The sequence below is a fragment of the Bradyrhizobium sp. IC4060 genome (genome assembly GCF_020193715.1).
Taxonomy (GTDB): domain Bacteria; phylum Pseudomonadota; class Alphaproteobacteria; order Rhizobiales; family Xanthobacteraceae; genus Bradyrhizobium; species Bradyrhizobium yuanmingense.
On the sequence record NZ_JADYVJ010000005.1, the window covers coordinates 118,780 to 139,230 of the forward strand.

The window sequence follows — 20,451 nt, forward strand, 5'->3', positions numbered from 1 at the left end:
TCCGCAGAGGCAGTCTGGATTGCTTCGCTGCGCTCGCAATGACGGTGAGCTTGGGGCCCGGCAAGACCCCCACTCACATCTTTTATCTTACGCAAACTCCAGGATCAGCGCGTCCACCGCGAGTGTCGCGCCGGCGCTGGCGTGGATCTTCTTCACGGTTCCGTCCTGTTCGGCGCGCAGCACGTTCTGCATCTTCATGGCTTCGACCACCGCCAGGGTCTCGCCGGCCTTGACCTCCTGCCCCTCGCTAACCGCGATCGAGACGACGAGGCCCGGCATCGGGCAGAGCAGCTTCTTGCCGCTGTCGGAGGCCGTGGTCACCGGCATCAGCCGCGCGGAGGCCGCCTCGGCCTCGGTCCAGACATAGACCGGCACCTCGACGCCCTGATGCGCGAGGCGGATGCCGTTGGCGATCGGGCGGGTCTGCACGGCGACGAACTGACCGTCGATGGTGCCCTGCCAGACCGGATCGCCCGGCTTCCACGGCGACTGCAACAGATGCGTGTTGCCGGCCTTGCCGTCGGCGTCGATGAAGCGAATCGCGATCGCTTCGCCTTCGCGCGCGACCTCGAGCAGTATCTCCTGGCGGTCGAGCCAAACCGCGCGACGCCGCTCGCGCTGCACGACGCGGCCGCCCATCTGGCCGGAGATCTGCCGCTTGCGCGCCCCCAGCACGTGATCGATCGCGGCGCCGACCGCGGCGATGCGACGCGCGACCTCGCCTTCGGGCACGCGCACCGCAAAACCCTTGGGGAATTCCTCGGCGATGAAGCCGGTCGAGAGCCGTCCCTCGCGCCAACGCGGATGATGCATCAAGGCCGACAGGAACGGGATGTTGTGGCGGATGCCATCGACATAGAACGAGTCCAGTGCAGTCGCCTGCGCCTCGATCGCCGCCGCGCGCGAGGGCGCATGGGTGACGAGCTTGGCGATCATCGGATCGTAATGGATCGAGATCTCGCCGCCCTCCTGCACGCCGGTATCGTTGCGGATGGTGACGCCGTCCTTGCTGGCCTCCGCCGGCGGACGATATTTCACCAGGCGCCCGATCGAGGGCAGGAAGTTGCGGAACGGATCTTCGGCGTAGAGGCGCGATTCCACCGCCCAGCCGGTCAGCGTGACGTCCTTCTGCGCGATGGCGAGCTTCTCGCCGCTCGCGACGCGGATCATCTGCTCGACGAGATCGATGCCGGTGACGAGCTCGGTGACGGGATGCTCGACCTGGAGGCGCGTATTCATCTCCAGGAAGTAGAAGCTCTTGTCCTGGCCTGCGACGAACTCGACCGTGCCGGCGGAATCGTAGTTCACGGCCTTGGCCAGCGCGACCGCCTGCTCGCCCATCTTGCGGCGGGTCGCCTCGTCCAGCAGCGGCGACGGCGCTTCCTCGATGACCTTCTGGTTGCGGCGCTGGATCGAGCATTCGCGCTCGCCGAGATAGATCACGTTGCCGTGCTTGTCGCCCAGCACCTGGATCTCGATGTGGCGGGGATCGACGATGAACTTTTCGACGAAGACGCGGTCGTCGCCGAACGAGGCCTTTGCCTCCGCCTTGGCGAGGTTGAAGCCCTCGGCAACCTCGGCTTTGGAATGGGCGATGCGCATGCCCTTGCCGCCGCCGCCGGCGGAGGCCTTGATCATGACGGGGTAGCCGATCTCGTCGGCGATCCGCACCGCGTGCTTGTCGTCCTCGATGACGCCGAGATAGCCCGGCACGGTCGAGACTTTTGCTTTTGCGGCGGCCTTCTTGGACTCGATCTTGTCGCCCATTGCGGCGATCGCGCCGGGATTCGGGCCGATGAAAACGATTCCTGCGGCTTCCAGCGCGCGCGGAAACGCCTCGCGCTCGGACAGGAAGCCGTAGCCGGGATGCACAGCCTCGGCACCCGTCTTCCGGCAGGCCTCCACGATCTTCTCGATCACCAGGTAGCTCTCGGCCGCGGCCGGCGGGCCGATCAGCACCGCCTCATCGGCCATCTCGACGTGGAGGGCATCGCGGTCGGCCTCGGAATAGACCGCGACCGTCTGAATTCCCATCTTGCGGGCAGTCTTGATGACCCGGCAGGCGATTTCGCCGCGATTGGCGATCAGAATGCGTTTGAACATGCTTTTCTTGAGTCTCGACCTTGGGCGGGACCCTTCCCTGGCCGTTGGGGCCTTTGGGAGGGGCCGTGTGGCTCCCGTGGTACATCAAAATGGGCCGGAGGCAACGGTCTAAATCGGGCCGCCTTTGGCGTACCAGCGCAAGACCGAAATGGGCCCGGCGCGCCTGCCGTGCGGCATCCCTAGGACTTTCCGGCCTTGGCCGCGTCCCGGACCAGGTCATGAATGAAGCCCAGCTTGCCGACCACCGCGGGCGACAGGATGAAGGGATAGAGGTCGCGCAGGCCCATGGCGCGGTTGACGCTGTTCATGGCGAAGGTGAAGGGCAGCCATGCGTTGACCAGCACCTCGACATCCCTAGCCTCGTACGGGTTGAAGCGGATGCGCGCCGTCAGCTCCCCGTCGCGGTCGACCTTGGGACGCACCTCCATGCCGAACTCGGCGGCCATTTCGAGGGCATCGACGATGTGGAGGTAGTGCGCCCAGGTTTCGGCGAAATCCTCCCAAGGGTGGGTCGTGGCATAGGCCGAGACGTAGTTCTGCTGCCAGTCCGGCGGCGCGCCCTCGGCATAATGGCGCTGCAGGGCCTGGCCGTAATCGGCGCTATCGTCGCCGAAGACGGCGCGGCACTGGTCGAGCTTGCCGCCATCGCGCACCAGCACATCCCAGAAGTAATGTCCGACCTCGTGGCGAAAGTGCCCAAGCAGCGTCCGGTACGGCTCGCCCATCTCGAGCCGGCGCCGCTCGCGCTCGATGTCGTCGGCCTCGGTCAGCGCGATCGTGATCAGGCCGTTGTCATGGCCGGTCATGACCTTCTCGCCGCTGTGCGGATCGTCGGCGAGGAAGTTGAAGATCAGGCCATGCTCGGGATTGTCCTGGCGGGTCTGGAGCGGCAGCTTCCAGCGGATCAGGGAATAGAACAGCCGGTGCTTGGCCACCTCCAGCTCGCGCCAGCCGGCGAGCTGCGCCGGATCCGAAAGGTTCGGCACGGTCCCGTTGTGGCGGCAGGCGCGGCAATAGCCGGTGCTATCGCCTGCGTCGGTCAGCCAGTTGCAGGCGTCGTACTCGGCATTCCGGCACAGCATCCGGCTCTCACTCTTGTCGGCGAGGATGCTCCAGGCGTCTCCGTCGGCCTCGATCGCCGACATCGTCTCCTTCTCTGGCAGGAAGGCGATCCGATGGCCGCAGCGTTCGCAGGCGCGGTTCTCGAAATAGAGGACGTTGCCGCAGGCCTGGCAGATAAAGAGCTTCAAGATTTAGCCTCGTGGGAAAGGAAAGCCTATAAGCGCGCTGGCACCTCGCGACGACGCCTCAATCCGCCGATCGTTCCAGTATTCGGAACAAATTGCCAGACCGGACGTTACCACCGCGTACTTCTCTGCGTTCAGGCGCGCGCCCCCATTTCCCGGCACCACCTGCCCTCTAAACAATGGCCATCACGCTCCGTCTGTGTGAATATCGGTCCGGCACGTGCGCACCTGCATGACAACGGCCGATGCCTTGAACGAACCCTTGCCCGAGACCATCGCCGCCGAAAGGCTGCGCCAGCACCTCGAAGACGTCGCGCGCGAGCGCGACAATGCCTATCGCGCGCTGCAGGAGCGCGAGGCCGAGCTGGCGCGCATCCAGCGCATCGGCAAGGTCGGCGGCGTCGAGGTCGATTTCCGCGAAGGCTTCAAGAACCGGCGTTCGCCCGAATATCTGATGATCCACGGCCTTCCGCCGGAAGCCGCCGAGGAGTCGCACGAGGATTGGGTCAACCGTATCCATCCCGACGACCGCGACGCCACTGTCAAGCATTTCTTCGAAGCGCTCGCCGGAGCGAGCGAGGACTATAGCGCCGAATACCGCATCATCCGCCCCAGCGACAGCGAGACCCGCTGGATCCGGGTCGTCGCAAAGATCGAGCGCGACAAGGACGGCCGCGCCATCCGGCTCGTCGGCGCTCATATCGACATGACCGATCAGGCGCTGGCGCGCGAGACGCTGCGCGAAAGCGAGGAGCGCTTCCGGCTGATCGCCGACAGCGCGCCGGTGCCGATCTGGGTCACCAAGCTCGACCGCAAGCGGTCCTTCGCCAACCAGGCCTATGTCGATTTCGTCGGCCTGCCCTACGACCAGGCCATCGACTTCGACTGGCGCAAGGTGCTGCATCCCGACGACCTGCCGCACGTGCTGCAGCAATCCGTCCAGGGTGAAGCGTCCCTCAAACCCTTCGTGCTGGAAGCGCGCTACAAGAACGCCAGCGGCGAATGGCGCTGGCTCCGCTCGGAATCGCAGCCGCGCTGGGATGCGACCGGCAAGCATATCGGCTTCATCGGCGTCGCCCACGACGTCACCGTCGCCAAGCAGGCCGAGATCGATCTCCGGCGGCTGAACGAGACGCTGGAAGAGCGCATCGCCGAGCGCACCGCCGAGCTCGAAGCCAACGAGGCGCGGCTGCGCGCGATCCTGGAGACGAGCAATCAGTATCAGGGCCTGGTCAATCTCGAGGGCCAGCTGGTCTACGCCAACAAGACCGCGCTCGCCGGCATCAAGGCGAATTCCGCGGACGTGGTCGGAAAGCCGTTCTGGGACACACCCTGGTTCACCGGCACGGAGGGCATGAGTGCCGCCGTGCGCGAGGCCTTCGACACCGTGCTCAAGGGCGAACCCGTGCGGCTGGAGATGCGCCTGCGCCTTCCGATCGGCGAGCGCGATTTCGACTTCGGCATGCGTCCCGTGCTCGACCGCCAGGGCAACATCACCGGCGCCGTGCCCGAGGCGGTGGACATCACCGAGCGGCGCCGCGGCGAGGAAGCGCTGCGGCAGTCGCAGAAGATGGAGGCGATCGGCCAGCTCACCGGTGGCGTCGCTCACGACTTCAACAATCTTCTCACCATCATCCGCTCTGCGACCGATTTCCTGCGCCGCCGCGAGCTGCCGGAGGAGCGCCGCCGACGCTACGTCGATGCCATCTCAGACACGGTCGAGCGCGCCTCCAAGCTGACCGCGCAGCTTCTGGCCTTCGCGCGCCGGCAACCGCTGAAGCCGCAGATCTTCAACGTCGGCAGCCAGGTCGAGGGCGTGGCGCAGCTGGTGCGGCCGCTGGTCGGCGCCCGCATCGAGATCGCCGTGGAGGTTCGGGACACCGGTTGCTTCACGGTGGCCGACATCGCCCAGTTCGAGACCGCGCTGATCAATCTCGCCATCAACGCCCGCGATGCCATGGACGGCGAAGGCCGCCTCACCATCGCCGTGCGCAAGGTCTCGGGAATACCGAGCCTGCGCGCACAATCGGCGCGCCGCGGCGACTATGTCGCGATCTCCGTTACCGACACCGGCAGCGGCATCGCGCCGGAACATCTCGAACAGATCTTCGAGCCGTTCTTCACCACCAAGGAGGTCGGCAAGGGCACCGGCCTCGGCCTCAGCCAGGCCTTCGGCTTCGCCAAGCAGTCCGAGGGCGACATTGCGGTGACCAGCGTGCAAGGTGAAGGCGCCACCTTCACCATCTACCTGCCGCAGGCGCAAAGCCCCACCACGGAGAAGGAAGCCGCGGCGCTGAGCCACGAGGGGGCCACGACCGGGCGTGGCTATCGCGTGCTCGTGGTCGAGGACGACGACGAGGTCGGCCGCTTCTCCACCGAGCTCCTGGAGGATCTCGGCTATGTCGTGCGCCGCGTCGCCAATGCCAACGCGGCGCTGGCGATCCTGGGCGAGAACGAATTTGCCGTCGACCTCGTGTTCTCCGACGTCATCATGCCCGGCATGAACGGGGTCGAGCTCGCCGGCATCATCCGCGAGCGCTATCCCGGCCTGCCCGTGGTGCTCACTTCCGGCTACAGCAACGTGCTGGCCGAGAACGCCCACCGCGGATTCGAGCTGATCCAGAAGCCGTATTCGGTGGAATCGCTCTCGCGCATCCTGCGCAAGGCGATCATGGAGAAGCTGTCAGTCGCAAGGTGAGTGTCACATTCGCGAGAAGCAGCCACGAATTCCGGTCCGGTTGCCGCGGCAAGACTCTAGGGGAAGACAGCCCTTCCCGCATCGGTTATCGATGCCGAATGACTGACCGAACCTCAAGGACTGAACGTGCCGTCTGACGCCATCTGGGCCTGGAGCATCATCTTCGTCGCGACCGCCTGCGTCATCATCCGGCCGTTTCGCCTGCCCGAGGCGATCTGGGCCGCGATCGGCGCGAGCGCCCTGGTGCTAACAGGCTTGCTGCCCTGGCAGGAGGCGCTGACGGGCATCGAGAAAGGCCTCGACGTCTATCTCTTCCTGATCGGCATGATGCTGATCGCCGAGCTGGCGCGGCTCGAAGGCCTGTTCGATTATCTGGCCGCGCTCGCGGTGGAATACGCACGCGGCTCGCCGCAGCGGCTGTTCCTGCTGATCTATCTCGTCGGCACGCTCGTGACCGTGCTGCTTTCCAACGATGCTACCGCGATCGTGCTGACGCCGGCCGTCTATGCCGCGACGCGCGCGGCCGGCGCGAAGCCGCTGCCTTATCTGTTCGTCTGCGCCTTCATCGCCAATGCCGCGAGTTTCGTCCTGCCGATCTCCAACCCCGCCAACCTCGTCGTGTTCGGCGCGCGCATGCCGCACCTGACGGAATGGCTACGCCTGTTCGCCTTGCCCTCGGCGGCGTCGATCCTGCTGACCTACATCGTGCTGCGCCTGACCCAGCACCACGCGCTGAAGGAAGAGACGATCGCGCGCAGCGTGCCGCATCCCAAGCTCGGCCGCGGCGGCAAGCTCACCGCAATAGGCATCGTCGCGATCGGCATCGTGCTGGTCACGGCGTCAGCGCTCGACAAGCAGCTCGGCCTGCCGACCTTTATCTGCGGCGGCGTGACGGCCGCGATCGTGCTGCTGCTCAGCCGGCAATCACCCTTGCCCGTGCTGCGCGGGGTGTCCTGGAGCGTGTTGCCGCTGGTCGGCGGGCTCTTCGTCATGGTGGAGGCGTTGATCAAGACCGGCGTGATCGCGCAGCTCAGCGCGTTGCTGCACCAGGCGGTGGCTCAATCGGTCCCGCAGGCGGCCTGGAGCGTGGGCATTGCCACCGCGCTCGCCGACAACATCGCCAACAATCTCCCGGTCGGCCTCGTCGCCGGCTCCGTCGCTGCCAGCGATCATCTGCCGGTGCCCGTCGTCAGCGCGATCCTGATCGGCGTCGATCTCGGCCCCAATCTGTCGGTCACCGGCTCGCTCGCCACCATCCTCTGGCTGGTTGCGCTCCGCCGGGAAAAGATCGAGGTCGGCGCCTGGCCGTTCCTCAAGCTCGGCCTGCTGGTGACGCCGCCGGCCCTGATCGCGGCGTTAGCCGCCGCGATCAGATAGCACTCATCTTCAGTCGTTCTCGTAGCCGTAGACTTCCGGCAGGATGAAGATTGCCGCGAGCAATCCGATCAGCGGGAAGATCGCGACCATCAACGTGGCATTCGCCTGCCCGATCGCGGCGAACACCGTCGGGAACAGGAAGATCGCCAGGAACGACGGCAGCTTCACGAACATGTAGGCGAAGCCGCTGGCGGTTCCGCGATATTGCGGACGGGCGACCATGGTCGGGATGGTCATGCAGTTCGACGCGTCCCAATAATGGCCCCACAGCATGCCGGCCGCGGCGAACGGCAGCAGCATCTTGTTGTCGGTGTAGAGCGCGAACGCGGCGACCAGCAGCGATACCAGCACGATGGAGAAGCCCGCGATGGAGATGCCGCGATGGCCGATTTTCGGCGTCAGCAGCGGCCCGACCCATCCCGACAGCGCCGCGAAGGAAAACAGCGCCATCGTCACCACATTGATGCCGAGCACGCTCGAGACGCCGACCATCACGAACAGCACGGGCAGATAGAACGCGAAGGTCGAGAACTCGCTCGCCTGGGCGAAACAGGCGATCCAACCATAGAGGGTGGCGCGCCAGCGAATCGGATCCTTCCTGAGGTCGGCGAGGAATGCGCGGGTGCTGGTCTTCGGCACCTGCACGTCCCGATCCGGCAGCATGTCGAGGTTGTCGTTGAACATCTCGCGCGCGACCTGCTTGGCCTCGCGGTAGCGGCCCTTCTGCACCAGCCACACCGCCGTCTCCGGCACGTCGTGACGCATGATCAGGATGATCAGTGCCGGCACCGCACCGAGACCGAGCGTCACGCGCCACAGCATCTCGTGGTTCATGTCGACCAGCAGGAAGATCACGATGACGCCGATGGTGAGAACTTCACCGACGGCGAACATGAACTGCCAGCGGTTGCCCATGACCTCGCGCTCGCCCTTGGCCATGGATTCCATGATGTAGGTGTAGCCGGTCGAGATGTCGGAGCCGAGTGGAATGCCGAGCAGGAAGCGGATCACGACGAGCCAGCCGACGCTGGGCACGAAGGCCTGCGCCAGCGCCAGCACGATGAACAGCACCATCGTCACCAGGAACATCACGCGGCGGCCGATCTTGTCGGACAGCCAGCCGCCGAGCAGCGCGCCGATCAGGGCACCGCCCTGCGTGCCCGCGGCGGCGAGGCCCAGCATCAGCGGATCGGGATTGTACTGCTCCTTGATGAAGATCAGCACGAAGGCGATCGAATAGAGGTCCCAGGCCTCGACCAGGATCGAGGCCATCATCAGCCAACCGACCTTGTTGCCTTTGGGACTGTAGTTCGTGATGAGGTAGCGGACCGCGGCTTCGCTCGCGGTCGCCTGTGGCATCGCCATCGTTGACATTCTTCTTCCTTTCTTCAGAACTCTCTAAAGCGCGATGACATCAGGATCTCATCACGCTTTAGCTTGTTGTCTTGCGCATGATCTCTTCGGAGAACCGCCTCACACTTTTCCGGATCATGCTCTACGCGCCGAGCAGCGGCTCGATGCTGCAATCGAGCAGGCGCGGATCGATCCCCGCCTCCATGCCCGTAAACATCTCGCCCATGTAGTCGATCAACGCGTCGCTCGCCTTCACCGCCTCCTCGACGCGGCGGTTGGCGACGGCTGCAAGAATGGCGAGATGATGATCGATCGTGCCTGACAGATCCGCCTGCCCCGGCATAAAGCGATGGTGGATGTAACCGATGCGCCGATACAGCGTGTGCAGCGGCCGCAGCGTGTGCACCAGGAACGGCTCGCCGGCGGCCTCCAGCACCAACGCGTCGATGCGGCGGTCGATATGATTGAATTCGTCGAGGGTGAGGCTGGCGCGGCGCTCGCGCAGCAGACGCTCGATGTGCATCGCCTGATTGCGATGCGACAGGGTGGCGCGATCGGCGGCGAGGCGGATCACGAAGCGTTCCATGTCGCGGCGTAAGGCCAGCAGCATGCGCTCGCGCGCCAGATCGATCGGCGCGATGTGCAGGCCGTGACGCGGCCGGATGACGATGAGAGTGTCGGCGGAGAGACGATTGACGGCGTGATGCACCGGCGTGCGGCCGAAACCGGTGATTTGCTGCAATTCCAGCATCGTCATGAATTGTCCGGGCTTGAGCTCGCAATGAACGAGCAGCTCCTCGATCCTCTGATAAGCCAGCTCGAAGAAGTTGAGACGGTTGCGCCGGGAGGGCCTGCCCTCCCCGTCGCCGTGTCTCACCACCGCGAGTGCGCGCTTGCGCCGTGCCATGCCGTCCTCTCCCGTCAGCCCGCGCTCTCGTTGGTGGGTGGCGCCTTGTTTGTGGCACCCTTAAAACATGTTGTGATATATTACAAGCAAGCGTAAGACGTCGGCACGACCTGCAGCATGCTGCAGCGCAAAATGAGACGTCAGGTGCGAAGCGCCGTTCGATGGGAGGATACTTGCCGTGAAGATCACGTCGATCGAGACATTGCGCACCGAGGAATTTTCCAACGTCATCTGGGTCCGCATCCACACCGACACTGGTCTGATCGGTCTCGGCGAAACCTTCTATGGCGCCGGCGCGGTCGAAGCGCAGATCCACGACACCTTTGCCGGCCGCCTGCTCGGCCGCAATCCCCTGCACATCGAAGCGATCCATCGCGACATGCTGAATCTGCCGATGGCGCAGTCCTCGACCGGCGTCGAATACCGCGCGGCATCAGCGATCGACATCGCGCTGTGGGATCTATTCGGCAAGGTCTGCGGTCAGCCGGTGCACCAGATGCTCGGGGGCCTCTGCCGCGACAAGCAGCGCATCTACAACACCTGCGCCGGCACGCAATATGTGCGCTCGACCAATATCAGCCCGGTGGCCAATTGGAATCTCGGCGCCTCCAAGGGGCCCTATGAAGATCTCGACGGCTTCATGAACCATGCCGATGCGCTCGCCGAAAGCCTGCTCGAAAGCGGCATCTCGGCGATGAAGATCTGGCCGTTCGATCCCGCCGCGCAGGAGAACAAGGGCCTCTACATCACCGCCGCACAGATGAAGCAGGCGATTGAGCCGTTCGAGAAGATCCGCAAAGCCGTCGGCGACAAGATGGAGATCATGGTCGAGCTCCATTCGCTCTGGAATCTACCGACCGCCAAGCAGATCGCCCGTGCGCTCGAGCCCTACAAGCCGACCTGGTACGAGGACCCGATCCGGATGAACTCGCCGCAGGCGCTGGCCGAATATGCCCGCTCGACCGACGTCTGGGTCTGCGCCAGCGAGACGCTGGGCTCGCGCTTCCCCTACAAGGACATGCTCGACCGCGACGCCATGCATGTGGTGATGGCCGATCTGTGCTGGACCGGCGGTCTCACCGAAGGCCGCAAGATCGCGGCAATGGCCGAGACCTATCACCGGCCTTTTGCTCCTCATGACTGTATTGGCCCGATCGGCTTCATCGCGGCCATCCACATGTCGTTCAGCCAGCCCAACACCCTGATCCAGGAATCAGTGCGCGCCTTCTACAAGGGCTGGTACAATGAGCTCGTCACCACGATGCCCACCATCAAGGACGGCTATGTCTTCCCGATGGAAGGTCCCGGCCTGGGCGTCGACCTCCTGCCTGCCGTCTTCGAGCGCACCGATCTCACCGTGCGCCGCTCCAACGTCTGAGGAATTTTGAGATGAGCACGTCCCTCTTCGATCTCTCCGGCCGCACGGCGCTCGTGACCGGCTCGTCCCGCGGCCTCGGTCGCGCCATCGCCGAAGGCATGGCCAAGGCCGGCGCGAAGATCATCATCAACGGCGTCGATCCCAAGCGCGTCGAGCAGGCCGTCGCCGAGTTTCGCGCCGCCGGCCATCAGGCCGAAGGCGCTGCCTTTGACGTCACTGATGAGCCCGCAATCGTCGCCGCCTTCAACGAGTTCGACAGGCAAGGCCTCGCCGTCGACATCCTCGTCAACAATGCCGGCATCCAGCATCGCAAGCCGCTGGTGGAGTTCACCACCGACGAATGGCGCAAGGTGATCGAGACCAACCTCACCAGCGCCTTCGTGATCGGCCGCGAGGCGGCCAAGCGCATGATCCCGCGCAAGCACGGCAAGATCATCAATATCGGCTCGCTCGGCAGCGAGCTCGCCCGCCCCACCATTGCGCCCTACACCGCGGCCAAGGGCGGCATCAAGAACCTGACCCGTTCGATGGCGGTGGAATGGGCCCAGCACGGCATCCAGGCCAATGCGATCGGCCCCGGCTACATGCTCACGGACATGAACGAGGCGCTGGTCAACAACGCCGATTTCAATACCTGGCTGATGGGCCGCATTCCCTCCAAGCGCTGGGGCAAGCCGGATGAGCTGGTGGGCGCCGCCATCTTCCTCGCCTCGGATGCGTCGACCTACGTCAACGGCCAGATCATCTATGTCGATGGCGGCATGATCGCCGCGATGTGATCGCCAAGACCACGAAGGAGCAAGCCATGCGCGCCGTCGTCATTCACGCCCCGAAGGATCTGCGGATCGACAATTATGCCGATCCCGCCCCCGGCCCTGGCGAGGTCCGCGTCAAGATCGCCAATGGCGGGATCTGCGGCTCCGATCTGCACTACTATCATCACGGCGGCTTCGGTGTCGTGCGGATTCAGCAACCGATGGCCCTGGGTCACGAGATCGCCGGCGTCGTCGCTGACGTCGGTGACGGCGTCGCCAATGTCAGGCCGGGCACGCGCGTCGCGGTCAACCCGAGCAAACCGTGCGGGGCTTGCCTGCATTGCCAGGAAGGCATGCGCAACCAGTGCCTCGACATGCGCTTCCTCGGCAGCGCGATGCGCTTTCCCCATGTGCAGGGCGGCTTTCGCGAGTTCATCACGGTCGACGCGACGCAGGCCGTGCCGATCTCGGACAAGCTGTCGCTGGCGGAAGCCGCGGTCGCCGAGCCGCTTGCGGTGTGCCTGCATGCCGGCAAGCAGGCCGGTCCCCTGCTCGGCAAGCGCGTGCTGATCACCGGCTGCGGTCCGATTGGCGCGCTGATGATTTTGGTCTCGCGCTTCGGCGGCGCGTCGGAGATTTTTGTCACCGATGTGGCCGACGCCCCGCTCGCGGTCGCGAAAAAGCTCGGCGCCACGCATGCCATCAACGTCGCGACCAATGCCACTGCGCTCGATCCCTGGCGCGCCGGCAAGGGCGTGTTCGACACGCTGTTCGAGGCCTCCGGCAACCAGGCCGCGCTTCGCACCGCGCTCGACGTGCTGAGGCCCGGCGCGACGCTGGTGCAACTCGGCCTGGGCGGCGAGATGACGCTGCCGATCAACACGATCGTCGCTAAGGAATTGCAGCTGCGCGGCACGTTCCGCTTCGATCCCGAATTCGAGCTCGCGGTGCGCCTGATGGGCGACGGCCTGATCGACGTCAAGCCGTTGATCACGGCCACCATGCCGTTCGAGAATGCGGCCGCGGCCTTCGAGCTCGCCAGCGACCGCGCGCAGTCGATGAAGGTCCAGCTTACCTTCTAGGCGCGTCGTTGGCCTGTTGCCCCTCGATCAGCCGGTCGGTGACCAGCCGCACGGCCCCGCGCTTCCAGGAATAGTCGGCGCCCATGCGTAGTCCGCTGTCGCCACGCGCCAGCACCGCGCCGGTCCTGGCATCGCGCACCTGGAAGCCCAGCGTGTATTCGGTGCGGCTGACGCGGCGCACCACGCCGATCAGTGATTGGTCCGCGCCGAGCTTGCGCGCAATGGAGACCTCGCAGCCGCCGCAATCCCGCAAAGCGCCGGCCTTCCCCGCCTCTGCGCCGACCTCGACGATGCGGTAACGGCCGGATTGGCCGAGCGCCTCGCGCACACCGCCAGTGACCTCCGCGAGATATGACGCATCCGACGCACCGGACGTCCCCGCTGAGGCGGCCGTCATGTCCTCGAGCTCGAAATCGAACACGGCAAGCGCGACCGGCGCAGGCGTGCCGAGCGCGGCCATGACCTCGCGAGACACGAACATCTGGGCGCGCTCCCATGCCTCGTCATTGTCGCCGCGGAAGCTGTAGAGCTTGTCCAGCACAAGCGTCTTGGCGCCGACGTCGATAACGGCGACCTTGGCCCATTGCACCAGCGTGCTCGTCTTCTGAATGCCGCCGACCACCTTGAACACCGCTCCGTCTTGGACGGATCGCACCAAGCGGTAGCGCTGGTCTGCCTCGATGTCCCTTCGAAGCGCGGCCATGAACGCCGCCAGCCGCCGCTCGTGGGCCGCGGTCTGGTCGGTCGGCTCGCCCGAAGTGTCGGTGTAGCTGAAATCGTCCATGGCGACGCCGATGGCGGCCTGCGCAGCGAGGGGCGAGCAAGAGAGGACGAGGAGGAGACAGGCGGAGAGAACAAGGCGGCAGCGGTGCATGAACGAACCTCGTGGATGGGACGAAAATCTGGACGGGCCGCCTCAGGCCCCGCAGCTGCCACTATCCCGACCAATGCCGGGAAATTTTCACGACATTGCGGTGCGGCAAGTCGGGAACGCTTCCCGCCGCCGGCGTTCTGCCCTTTAATGAGGCGCGACAAGCCCGTTCGCACCAGGTGCAAGCCGATGTGGAATCGCCCGAGATTCGATCTCAAGGTCCGTCTGACGCTGCGCGTGGCGGCGATATCGGCTGCCTGCTTCGCCGTGATATCGACCTATTTCCTCGTCACCGCCGATAGCGCCGCGCATGCGCGCATCGACGGGATCGCCGCCATCGTGGCCAAGACGCTGGAGCTGCAGCAAGGCAAGGTGCAGTGGGCGGCGAGCCCTCGCTCGGACTTTCCGGACCTCGACCCGGTGTCGGCCCATGTGATGACGCCCGGCCTCTGCCTCGGCTTCCGCAGCGCGAGCGGCGACATGCTGCAGCGCTTTTGTAGCGGCGCGCCTGCCCCGGCGAGCCCGCCGCCGCAAGCCTTCTCCGCCTTCTATCGCAGCCTGTTCGACCCCGGCCGCGAGGCGGCGCGGCCCGTGATCGTGCGCGGAACCAAACTCGGCGAGACCGTGGTCTCGATCGACCCGGCGGTGCAGACGGCAGAGGCCTGGCATGAGGCCGGCCGCCTGATGATCGCGCTTGCGATCGCGCTGCCGCTGCTCTGTGCGCTGGTCTATGCCGCACTGGCCCGTGCCCTGCGCCCCACCCGCATGATCGGCAGCGGCCTCGAACGCATCGCCGCCGGCGACCTCACCACGCGGCTGCCGCCGTTCGATCTCGCCGAGCTCTCCGCCATCCGCGACGTCTTCAACCACCTCGCCGAAAGCCTCGACACTGCGCTTGCCGAGCGCAACGAGCTGACGCGGAAGCTGATCGCGCTCCAGGACGAGGAGCGCCGCCATCTCGCCCGCGAACTGCACGACGAATTCGGCCAGTCCCTCGCCGCGATCCGCGCGCTGGCCGCATCCGCCCGCCAGACTGCGGCACAGGACTGTCCCGACCTGCTCGGCGAATGCGACAGCATCGCCCGCACCGCGACAGGCATGATGGAGACGCTGCGCGGCGCGTTGTTCCGGCTGCGGCCGCCCGATGTCGAGGAGCTCGGCCTGGTCGCCAGTCTCGAAGGCCTGATCTCGGGGTGGAACGGCCGCAGCCGCGGCCAGCCGCGCTTCGAGATCCGGTTCGACGGCGCCTTCGACAGCGTGCCCGCCTCCGTCAGTGCCAACCTGTACCGCATCGTGCAGGAGGCACTCACCAACGCGGCCAAGCATGCCGGTGCAACGAAGGTTAGCCTGCATTTGACCATGGCCGACAGCGAGATTGCTCTCGTGGTCGAGGACGACGGCCGCCCGAACGAGGCTTCCGCAAAATCGGGCATGGGCCTGCTGGGCATGCGCGAGCGCGTCGCCGCGCTTCGCGGCCGGATCAGCTTCGAGACCGGCCTTCAGGGCTCCTCGCTGCGCGTATTCATTCCGCTCCCGGCTGCCGCCTCTGAGGCCCTGGAACACGCTGCATGAGCACGGCGGAAGCGACCATCCTGCTGGTCGACGACCATTCCGTCGTCCGTGAGGGCTATCGCTCGGTGCTGCAGAAGCAGCCGGGCCTGCGCGTCGTCGCCGAGGCAGCCGACGGAGCGGAAGCCTATCGCCTCTACAAATCCGAGACGCCCGACCTCGTCATCATGGACCTCAGCATGCCCGGCATAGGCGGCATCGAGGCCGTCAGACGGATCAGGCAGTGGGACAAGGCGGCACGGATTCTCGTTTTCACCATGCACGAGAACGCCGGATTTGCCGTGCAGGCGATCCGCGCCGGTGCACGGGGTTACGTCACCAAGACCAGCCCGCCCGAGACCTTGGTGCGCGCGGTCAAGGACGTGCTCGCCGGCAAGATTGCCATCAGCCCCGACATCGACCACGAGCTTGCGCTCAGCCGCATCAGCGGCGAAACCTCCGCCGCCGACGTGCTGACGCCACGCGAATTCGAGGTGCTGCGGCTGCTGCTCGCCGAGAACACGACGGAGGAGATCGCCGAGACGCTGCATGTCAGCCCGAAGACGGTGGCGAACCTGCACTCGCTGATCAAGGACAAGCTCGGCGTCGGCTCCGACATCGAGCTGGTCCGGCTGGCGCTGCGCCAGGGCATCTTGACCGAGGTCGATCTCGGCGAAGCCTGATCGCGACGTCGCCGCAGGTCACTCACGCGCGACCACCGAGTCCAGCCACGCGCAATTGAGCGGCGGCACGCGCGGATCGGCGACGCGCACGCCGCGGGCAGCCGCGTCGAGCCGCATGTCGCGCAATCGCGTGCGCTGCTCTTCCGGCATATGCAGCCGCTCGTGGCCCCACAGGGAGGGCCCATCAAAGGTCTCGTGCGGCTGCCAGGTCTCGGGATCGATGACGCGTCCGCCCCAGCCATATTCGATGAAGAAGCCGGACGGCGTATTCACGTAGAACGAGGTCATGTGATCATTGGTGTGCCGGCCCAGCGTGTAGGCGATGCGTCCCTCGTCCATCTGCGCGAGGTCGTAGCCCTGCCCGACATCATCGAGGCAGCCGAGCTCGACCATGAAGTGATGCATCGCCTTTCGCCCCGAGCCGACCATCGCAAAGGAGTGGTGGCGGCCGTTGACGTGGAAGAAATAAAGCCCGTAAGGCTTCAGCCCGAAATCGGAGACGTGAAAGCCGAGCACGTCGCGATAGAACGGCAACAGCGGCTCCACGTCCTCCACATTGAGCACGACATGCCCCATGCCGAGCGCGCCGGTGCGGAAGCCCGAGATCGGGCGACCCGGCCTGAACGGCTCGCTCGCAAGCTCCGGCTTGCAAAAAGCCTCCAGCCGGTTGCCGGCGGGGTCCGTGAACGCGATCAGCTCGGCGACATGCCGCTCGTCAGCGAGTGCGCGCGAGCCCCTCGCCACCTTGATGCCATGGCTTTCGAGCCGTCCTGCCAACCTGTCCAGCGCGACCATCGACGGAACTTCCCATCCCATCACTGCAAGGCCGGCATCGCTGCCGCCGTCGACGATCAGCCGCTGCTTGCGGTCGTCCATGCGGAAGGCCCGCATCTTGCCGCCGCGATCGACCTGCTGCATGCCGAGCAGCCCGGTCGCCATCCGGCTCCACTGATCGAGCTGGGATGAACTGATTCCGATATAGCCGAGCGCTGCGATTTCCATCGAATTCCTCCCGGAGGCATCGCGGTCGCCGTACTGCGGCGAGCTTGATACCGGCCGCGCGCGATCCTACGGTGGCGTTCCGCAATCGCCTCGCGTTCGCAGGCGACAATAAGCACGCCGCGATGTGCCACAAGGGAGGAAATAGGAAGTGTCCAAGGAGCGGACGCGGAACGGCCAGCCTCGGCAGTCTGAGGGCGTCCGTGCCTTCAAGCGCGGGCTCGACGTGCTGCACGAGGTCAACCGCTCCGGCGGCATCCGCGCCGGCGACGTCGCCCGCGCGCTCGACCTGCCCCGACCCACCGTTTACCGCCTCCTCGAAACCCTGGAGGAGCTCGGCTATATCGCCCGCAGCGCCAGCGACGACCGATTTCGGGTCACCCGGCGTGCCCTAAGCCTCGGCGACGGCTACGATCCCGGCGTGGTGATCTGCCAGGCGGCGGCGCCTTATCTCGCCGATCTCAGCAAGAAGCTGGTCTGGCCGGTCGATCTCTCGACTTACGAGAACGCGGCGATGGTGGTGCAGGAGACCACCCACTCTCGCAGCCCGCTCTCGATCGACCGCGGCATGATCGGCAAGCGCCTGCCGATGCTGCGCACGTCTGCGGGCCGCGCCTATCTCGCCGCCTGCCCTGCGCGCGAACGCGATCTCATCATCAATCATCTCCGCCGCATCGATGAGGCCGACGACCGCCCCTTCCTCGACCAGGGCCGGCTCGACCGCATGATCGCCGAGACCGCGGCGCGAGGTTACGCGATCCGAACCGAGGGCGAATACAATCCCAAGACGGCTTCGATCGCCGTTGCCATCGTGCGGGACGGCGCCGTATTCGGCTGCATCTCGATCATCTGGATCCGCTCGGCGCTGGGGATCGAGGAAGCGGTCGCGCAGTTTGCGAGCCAGCTGCTGGAAACGGCGTCGGCCATTCCTGTTGCGGAATAGAAGCCGTCCGCTGGGCGGACACTTGCCGCGCCGGCGTTGATGCGCCGGCCCTGCTTGGGGAAGAGATACCCCATGCAAGATAAATCCACCCCGGAAGAGTTTGACGTCGTGATCGTCGGCCGCGGGCCGGTGGGCGCCACGCTCGCCAACCTGCTCGGCCTGTGCGGCGTGCGGACTCTGGTGCTGGAGCGCGAGGCGCGGACCTATCATCTGCCGCGCGCGGTGCATTTCGACGATGAATGCATGCGCGTGTTCCAGACCATCGGGCTTGCCGAGGCGATCCTGCCGCACGTCATTCTCAGTCCCGGCATGCTGTTTCTCGATGCAGCCGGCCGCATGCTGCTGGACTGGTCCCGTCCGCAAACGCTGACGCCGATGGGCTGGCATCTCAGCTACCGCTTCCACCAGCCGGATCTGGAGGACGCGTTGATCGGTGGCCTCGCCCGCTGGCCACACGTCACCTTGCGCAACCGCTGCGAGGTGTTCGCGCTCGATCAGGACGAGCACGGCGTGCGCGTCCGCTGCGAAGACCTCTCCAACGGGAGGCTCAGCGAGGTCCGCGCCGGTTACGTGATCGGCTGCGACGGCGCCCGCTCGCTGGTGCGCCGCTTCATCGGTTCTGGCATGGACGACCTCGGCTTCCACGAGCGCTGGCTCGTGATCGACGTCCTGCTCAATCGCGCGCGCGACGACCTCGGTGACTACAGCCTCCAGCACTGCGATCCCAGCCGGCCCGCGACTTACGTGCGCGGCACCGGCACGCGGCGCCGCTGGGAGATCACGGTTCTCCCGGACGAGGATTCGCAGGACGTCGCGCAACCCGCGAAGGTCTGGGAGCTGCTGTCGCGCTGGATCACGCCCGCCGATGCCGAGATCGAGCGCGCCGCGGTCTACACGTTCCATTCGGTCATCGCGCAGCAATGGCGGAACGGGCGATTGCTGCTCGCGGGCGATTCTGCGCACCAGACCCCGCCGTTCCTCGGCCAGGGCATGTGCGCCGGCATTCGCGATGCCGCCAACCTCGCCTGGAAGCTGGCGAGCGTGATCCGCGAAGGCGCCGCGCCCGATCTGCTCGACACCTATCAGAGCGAACGCCTGCCGCATGTGCGCGCGTTCATCGAGCTCGCCATTCGCCTCGGCGGTGTCATCAACACTAAGGCGATCGAGGCCGGCCTTGCCGCCGGCGAATCGCGCGAGAACGCGCCGGTCAAGCTGGACGTGAAGAAGCCCCTGCTCGGCCCCGGACTAGTGTTCGGCGACCTGCCGCTCGCCGGACATCTCGCGCCGCAGTTCACGTTGACCGACGCCAGCCGCAGCGATGACCGGACCGGCTACAACCACGTGCTGCTCGTCGAGACGGCGGCGGCACTCTCATCGCGTCTCGCGCTGTCGCAGACGGGGATCAAGATCCTGACCAGCGACGATGCCAACGATCTTGGGCCCTGGCTGCGCGAGCACGGCATCATCGCCGCACTGGTTCGTCCCGACCGTTACATCCGCGGCTCCGCCCGCAACGAGGCCGAGCTCGACCGCCTCAGCGCCGCCATCGCGCCTCCAACCCAAATTCCTTCAGCCCAAGCGCCCTCCGCGGCCTGACCGAACCCTGTCAAGGACATTTCATGAAGCTGCTTTCTTTCCTCGCCGACGGACGCCCCACCTTCGGCGCCGTCAAGGACAACGGTGTCGTCGATCTCGGCGCGCGGATGGCGGCGTGCACCACGCTGCGGGAGCTGCTCGAAGCCGGTCAGCTCGCCGAGGCGGCAAGGCTGGCCGCCTCCGCGGCCCCTGATCATCCGCTCGACAAGATCAACTTCGCGCCCGTGATTCCCGATCCCGGCAAGATCATCTGCGTCGGCCTCAACTATCGCGATCACGTCGCCGAGACCGGCCGCACCGTCACCGAAAAGCCGGCGCTGTTTGCGCGCTTCGCCTGTAGCCAGGTTGGCCATCTCCAGCCCATCGTCAAACCTGGGGTGAGCGACGATTTCGACTATGAAGGCGAGCTCGCGCTCATCATCGGCAAGGCGGGACGTCACATCCCCCCTGGCCGCGCGCTCGATCACGTCGCCGGCTATTCCTGCTACAACGAAGGCAGCATCCGCGACTGGCAGCGCCACACCAGCCAATTCCTCGCCGGGAAGACCTTTGCCGAGAGCGGCAGTTTCGGTCCGTGGCTGGTGACGACCGACGAGATTCCGGATCCGTCAAAACTCACCTTGCAGACAAGGCTCAACGGCAACGTCGTGCAGGACACCACGACGGATCTCCTGATCACCGCCATCCCCGAGCTGATCGCCTACATCTCCACCATCTGCCCGCTCCTGCCCGGCGACGTCATCGTCACGGGCACGCCAGGCGGTGTCGGCGCCAAGCGCACGCCGCCGCTGTGGATGCGCCCCGGCGACACCGTTGAGGTCGAGATCTCCAGCATCGGCACCCTGCGCAACACGGTGATCGCCGAACTGGCCTGACCGTCAACATCGATCAATCAACGATAACATCAAGGA

General features: G+C 65.8%; 16 protein-coding genes. 10 read left to right on the forward strand and 6 right to left on the reverse strand.

Annotated elements, in window-relative coordinates; translation table 11 throughout:
• Nucleotides 1–87: 87 nt before the first annotated feature.
• Both I6F16_RS18775 and I6F16_RS18780 read right to left on the reverse strand, forming a co-directional pair.
• Entirely contained in the window at nt 88–2,103 is a 2,016-nt protein-coding gene (locus I6F16_RS18775; RefSeq protein ID WP_225114298.1) for an acetyl/propionyl/methylcrotonyl-CoA carboxylase subunit alpha, read from the reverse strand.
• Nucleotides 2,104–2,282: 179 nt separating this feature from the next.
• Nucleotides 2,283–3,353, reverse strand: a complete 1,071-nt coding sequence (locus tag I6F16_RS18780) for a putative zinc-binding peptidase (RefSeq protein WP_225114299.1) — start codon at nt 3,351–3,353, stop codon at nt 2,283–2,285.
• A 217-nt stretch (nt 3,354–3,570) separates the two neighbouring features.
• Here I6F16_RS18780 and I6F16_RS18785 point away from each other — a divergent pair, with 217 nt between their 5' ends.
• Together I6F16_RS18785 and I6F16_RS18790 are read left to right on the forward strand one after the other, a co-directional pair.
• A complete protein-coding gene (locus I6F16_RS18785) occupies nt 3,571–6,048 on the forward strand; it encodes a PAS domain S-box protein (protein WP_225114300.1) in 2,478 nt (825 codons plus the stop codon).
• A 126-nt stretch (nt 6,049–6,174) separates the two neighbouring features.
• Entirely contained in the window at nt 6,175–7,425 is a 1,251-nt protein-coding gene (locus I6F16_RS18790; RefSeq protein WP_225114301.1) for an arsenic transporter, read from the forward strand.
• Between the two features lie 9 nt (nt 7,426–7,434).
• Here the strand turns inward: I6F16_RS18790 and I6F16_RS18795 are convergent, their stop codons facing one another.
• Both I6F16_RS18795 and I6F16_RS18800 read right to left on the reverse strand, forming a co-directional pair.
• Complete coding sequence (locus I6F16_RS18795; protein WP_345960968.1) at nt 7,435–8,799, reverse strand: MFS transporter; 1,365 nt, start codon at nt 8,797–8,799, stop codon at nt 7,435–7,437.
• Between the two features lie 121 nt (nt 8,800–8,920).
• Nucleotides 8,921–9,685, reverse strand: coding sequence for a GntR family transcriptional regulator (locus I6F16_RS18800; RefSeq protein WP_225114303.1), 765 nt, complete (start codon nt 9,683–9,685; stop codon nt 8,921–8,923).
• Nucleotides 9,686–9,863: 178 nt separating this feature from the next.
• On the opposite strand from I6F16_RS18800, the gene I6F16_RS18805 reads away from it, so the two are divergent.
• The 3 genes from I6F16_RS18805 to I6F16_RS18815 are packed head-to-tail and all read left to right on the forward strand — an operon-like array spanning nt 9,864 to nt 12,900.
• Nucleotides 9,864–11,063: a mandelate racemase/muconate lactonizing enzyme family protein gene (locus I6F16_RS18805; protein ID WP_225114304.1), complete on the forward strand. Its 1,200-nt coding sequence runs from the start codon at nt 9,864–9,866 to the stop codon at nt 11,061–11,063.
• A gap of 11 nt (nt 11,064–11,074) precedes the next feature.
• Entirely contained in the window at nt 11,075–11,842 is a 768-nt protein-coding gene (locus tag I6F16_RS18810; protein ID WP_225114305.1) for a glucose 1-dehydrogenase, read from the forward strand.
• A gap of 26 nt (nt 11,843–11,868) precedes the next feature.
• Nucleotides 11,869–12,900 carry an L-idonate 5-dehydrogenase gene (locus I6F16_RS18815; RefSeq protein WP_225173929.1) on the forward strand — a complete coding sequence of 344 codons (1,032 nt, stop codon included), beginning with the start codon at nt 11,869–11,871 and terminating at the stop codon, nt 12,898–12,900.
• Here I6F16_RS18815 and I6F16_RS18820 read toward each other — a convergent pair.
• Nucleotides 12,890–13,774: a DUF3280 domain-containing protein gene (locus I6F16_RS18820; RefSeq protein WP_225114972.1), complete on the reverse strand. Its 885-nt coding sequence runs from the start codon at nt 13,772–13,774 to the stop codon at nt 12,890–12,892. The two genes, I6F16_RS18815 and I6F16_RS18820, sit on opposite strands and share 11 nt — an antisense overlap.
• Nucleotides 13,775–13,960: 186 nt before the next feature.
• Here I6F16_RS18820 and I6F16_RS18825 point away from each other — a divergent pair, with 186 nt between their 5' ends.
• Nucleotides 13,961–15,343, forward strand: a complete 1,383-nt coding sequence (locus I6F16_RS18825) for a histidine kinase (protein ID WP_225114973.1) — start codon at nt 13,961–13,963, stop codon at nt 15,341–15,343.
• Complete coding sequence (locus I6F16_RS18830) at nt 15,340–16,002, forward strand: response regulator transcription factor (protein ID WP_036044745.1); 663 nt, start codon at nt 15,340–15,342, stop codon at nt 16,000–16,002. The genes I6F16_RS18825 and I6F16_RS18830 overlap by 4 nt, the downstream gene beginning before the upstream one ends.
• Nucleotides 16,003–16,020: 18 nt before the next feature.
• Here the strand turns inward: I6F16_RS18830 and I6F16_RS18835 are convergent, their stop codons facing one another.
• Complete coding sequence (locus I6F16_RS18835) at nt 16,021–17,004, reverse strand: VOC family protein (RefSeq protein ID WP_225114974.1); 984 nt, start codon at nt 17,002–17,004, stop codon at nt 16,021–16,023.
• A gap of 148 nt (nt 17,005–17,152) precedes the next feature.
• Between I6F16_RS18835 and I6F16_RS18840 the strand changes: the two genes are divergently transcribed.
• The 3 genes from I6F16_RS18840 (at nt 17,153) to I6F16_RS18850 (ending at nt 20,415) form a co-directional block, all read left to right on the forward strand.
• Nucleotides 17,153–17,944, forward strand: a complete 792-nt coding sequence (locus I6F16_RS18840; RefSeq protein ID WP_036029106.1) for a DNA-binding transcriptional regulator — start codon at nt 17,153–17,155, stop codon at nt 17,942–17,944.
• Between the two features lie 72 nt (nt 17,945–18,016).
• Complete coding sequence (locus I6F16_RS18845) at nt 18,017–19,540, forward strand: bifunctional 3-(3-hydroxy-phenyl)propionate/3-hydroxycinnamic acid hydroxylase (RefSeq protein WP_225114975.1); 1,524 nt, start codon at nt 18,017–18,019, stop codon at nt 19,538–19,540.
• A 23-nt stretch (nt 19,541–19,563) separates the two neighbouring features.
• Nucleotides 19,564–20,415: a fumarylacetoacetate hydrolase family protein gene (locus I6F16_RS18850; protein WP_225114976.1), complete on the forward strand. Its 852-nt coding sequence runs from the start codon at nt 19,564–19,566 to the stop codon at nt 20,413–20,415.
• Nucleotides 20,416–20,451 lie beyond the last annotated feature (36 nt).